Source organism: Wolbachia endosymbiont of Drosophila barbarae (genome assembly GCF_044752445.1).
Taxonomy (GTDB): Bacteria; Pseudomonadota; Alphaproteobacteria; order Rickettsiales; family Anaplasmataceae; genus Wolbachia; species Wolbachia pipientis.
In genome coordinates this window covers 1-3,062 of record NZ_JBIXJM010000127.1, presented here as the reverse complement: position 1 = coordinate 3,062, position 3,062 = coordinate 1, and the positions used below count along the sequence as shown (strand labels likewise).

Annotated in this window: 4 protein-coding genes and 1 pseudogene; 2 read left to right on the top strand and 3 right to left on the bottom strand. The window is 36.7% G+C overall.

Annotated features, from left to right (window positions below; translation table 11 throughout):
- Positions 1-64: 64 nt before the first annotated feature.
- The 3 genes and pseudogenes from ACIPNH_RS01870 to ACIPNH_RS01860 all read right to left on the bottom strand — a co-directional run.
- Positions 65-199: pseudogene (locus ACIPNH_RS01870) on the bottom strand (TrbC/VirB2 family protein); the annotation flags it as partial.
- Between the two features lie 216 nt (positions 200-415).
- Positions 416-772 (bottom strand): TrbC/VirB2 family protein, encoded by a 357-nt coding sequence (locus ACIPNH_RS01865; protein ID WP_250295293.1) that lies wholly within the window; start codon positions 770-772, stop codon positions 416-418.
- Between the two features lie 20 nt (positions 773-792).
- Positions 793-1,116 (bottom strand): TrbC/VirB2 family protein, encoded by a 324-nt coding sequence (locus ACIPNH_RS01860; protein WP_400771366.1) that lies wholly within the window; start codon positions 1,114-1,116, stop codon positions 793-795.
- A 135-nt stretch (positions 1,117-1,251) separates the two neighbouring features.
- Here ACIPNH_RS01860 and ACIPNH_RS01855 point away from each other — a divergent pair, with 135 nt between their 5' ends.
- Together ACIPNH_RS01855 and ACIPNH_RS01850 are read left to right on the top strand one after the other, a co-directional pair.
- Positions 1,252-2,067, top strand: coding sequence for a YihY/virulence factor BrkB family protein (locus ACIPNH_RS01855; protein ID WP_155969484.1), 816 nt, complete (start codon positions 1,252-1,254; stop codon positions 2,065-2,067).
- A complete protein-coding gene (locus tag ACIPNH_RS01850; protein ID WP_012673418.1) occupies positions 2,054-2,809 on the top strand; it encodes an SDR family oxidoreductase in 756 nt (251 codons plus the stop codon). Before ACIPNH_RS01855 ends, ACIPNH_RS01850 begins: the two co-directional genes overlap by 14 nt.
- Positions 2,810-3,062 lie beyond the last annotated feature (253 nt).

Genomic DNA, 3,062 nt, shown 5'->3' with positions numbered 1-3,062 from the left:
TCCTTTCGTCGTGCTGTTGATTCTGCCTTCCTATGACCTGTTCGGACTATTATGAGAAATGCTATATCTTGCATATCACTGATGATGTTGTATCACTTTCATCAACAAAAACGGTGTTGGTGGTGCCACCACTAGTATTAGCATTTGCATCAAACGCAAAGGAGAGAATTAACGCCACAAGTAGAAGAAAATTTTTCATTACGCCTCCTATAATTTCTGTTTCATGTTTGATTATCTATCGCTTTGATTAAATTTAAGTAAATGGTGAGGGTTCTAGTAAATTTGTCATCCTATCAGTTTATAAAAATTCCCGGATCTCAGTGTTATTCACTTGGACAACATTTATACAATTGTGGAATAATGGTGCTCCTTTAAGAAGCACCGTTTAGCTAATGCTTTTCTAAATCTGCAGCGCCTATTTTTTACACGCTCCTGTACTTGTATCCCAGTTGGTACCATCAGGGCAAGCAGTTGCACCATTTTTACAAATCACACCTCCTGGTACTATTTTTGAAACAACTACAGGTGCACCAAAAAACACAGCAGTAAATGCACCGAGTGCAAAAAGCGCTGGCCACGGCATTCTGCCAAATATTGCAAGCAATGCTGCACCAATTATTACTATTGTGATCATCGGTCCACCTATGCCGTGAGTATAGCCTACTATTTTGCATATTGTGTTTGACGTTGCGTCATCAGTAACACTGCTAGCAAAAACATTATCAAATGCAAAGAAGAGAATTAACGCCACTAGTAGAAGAAAATTTTTCATTATGCCTCCAATAATTTCTATTACTTATTCGTTACTACACCGTCTTTACAAATCACATCTCCTGGTGTTATTTTTGAAACGACTACAGGAGCGCCAAAAAACACAGCAGTAAATGCACCGAGTGCAAAAAGCGCTGGCCACGGCATTCTGCCGAATATTGCAAGCAACGCTGCACCAATTATCACTATTGTGATCATTGGGCCACCTATGCCGTGAGTATAGCCTATTATCTTGCATATCACCGATGATGTTGTATCATTTGTATCAACAAAAGTAGTAGGAGGAGCACCTGCATCAAATGCAAAGGAGAGAATTAAAGCTACAAGTAGAAGAAAATTTTTCATTATGCTTCCGATAATTTCTATTTAATGCTGGATTATCCTTCACTTTGATTAAATTTAAGTAAATGGTGAGGATTTTTTGCTTAAAAGTATCCTTTATTTCATTTAGAATACTTTTCTTGGTTCGTCTATATTACAGTGCTACAGAAATTTTACAGCATCGTTTATTGCCTTTATCGTGCTTTGATTGACACAATTTATAATGATGGAGTGGAGCATGCAGGGTATTTATCATTTTTAATTCTGTTATCAATATTTCCTTTTCTCATCGTTTTAATGGCTGTGGCGTCAACATTCGCAAATTTTTTAGACCAGTACAACATTGGCTGGGTATTTATCATTGATAACATGCCACAGGATATTTTATCATCTTTGATGCCGCGTATTAGGGAGATAATATCAGGCCCGCCGCAAAGCTTACTAACTTTAGCAATTGTAGGTGCTGTTTGGACCGCTTCATCGACAATTGAAGGGCTTAGAACAATACTCAATAAGGCCTATAAAGTTCCGGTTTCGCCGCCTTACATATTAAGAAGAGTACTAAGTATATTACAATTTTTAGTAATTACGCTTATTATAACTCTAACTATAGTGTTTTCTACACTAGTACCAATGCTAATTGATTTTTCCTATCAGGGGCTAAGTTATACTAGGTATTTACTTATTGAATTTGTACTTTTCACAGTAGTCTCTTGGCTATATTTTATGTTACCAAACATAAAACAAAATTTATCAGACGTATTTCCTGGATCTTGTGTAGCTGTTATTCTTTGGACGATTTCTGCTTCAGCTTTTAAGCAATATTTAAAAGCTTCCTTTGACCAACTGGATTTGATATATGGAAGTTTAGGTGGTGTGGTAGTGTCATTACTATTTTTTTATATGCTAAGTTTGATTTTTATATATGGAGCAAAATTCAATTTTCAGCTAAAATATTTCAATGGATCTCGCTAAGGAGAAAGAAATGGGTAAGTTAGAAGGTAAAGTAGCTTTAATCACCGGAGCTTCAGGTGGAGTAGGCTCTGCTGTTGCAAAAAGGTTTATAAGAGAAGGTGCATGTGTGATTCTGATTTCAAGATCTCTTGATAATCTCAAGCCACTATATAATGAAATTGAAGAGCTTGAAGAATTTAAAGAAGGCTCTGTGAAACTAATTCAGCTTGATCTTTTAGACTTTGAGAATGTAAAGATACTGACAAACATGATAGAAAGCCTGAAATTATCAGAATCTGGAGCACTTGATATATTAGTTGCGTGTGCTGGAATTTTAGGCAAACTGAACCCCATTCATGACTGTGAGATTGAAGAGCTACAGAACGTAATGAATACAAATTTTACTGCCAATTGGTACTTACTAAAAAACTTAGATCCAATGCTAAAAAAGTCTAATGCTGGAAGAGCGATATTCATGACCTCAGAAGTGACACTTTCTCCTTCCTCTTATCCATATTGGATGCCGTATGCTGCAAGTAAAGTTGCACTAGAAATAATGGTGCAGATATATGCATCTGAGACAAAACATACAAAATTATGTGTAAATGCTGTATACACGGAAGGACCTGTGGGTAGTGAGCAGGCATTTCCTGGATCTGAATTGGTGTCACCTGATAAACTAACAGATAAATTTGTGGAATTAGCTTCTGAAGACTGCAGCATATCAGGAAAAATCTTACCGCTCAGCAAATCTCCCGAATAAATTACCATAGTATCTGCAAAGATACCGTTAAGCCCACAACTGTATGAACATTGTGATTTGAGAGTAATCTCCACTAGGAAGGATGTCATCCCAGTGCCTCTATGGTGTCATTCCAGTGCTTGACACTGGAATCTAGTCTTTATTATGCAGCCACTTATTTAAAGTTAAGTTTTCTGGATCCCAGATGGCTTTGTTGCATCGCTAGCTATGATGGATTAAAGATAAAAAAGGTGGAGAATATCAGTAGCTTATT

Coding starts and splice junctions, on each gene's coding strand:
- ACIPNH_RS01850 (WP_012673418.1), top strand. CDS start 2,054: ATGGATCTCGCTAAGGAGAAAGAAATGGGTAAGTTAGAAGGTAAAGTA.
- ACIPNH_RS01860 (WP_400771366.1), bottom strand. CDS start 1,116: ATGAAAAATTTTCTTCTACTTGTAGCTTTAATTCTCTCCTTTGCATTT.
- ACIPNH_RS01865 (WP_250295293.1), bottom strand. CDS start 772: ATGAAAAATTTTCTTCTACTAGTGGCGTTAATTCTCTTCTTTGCATTT.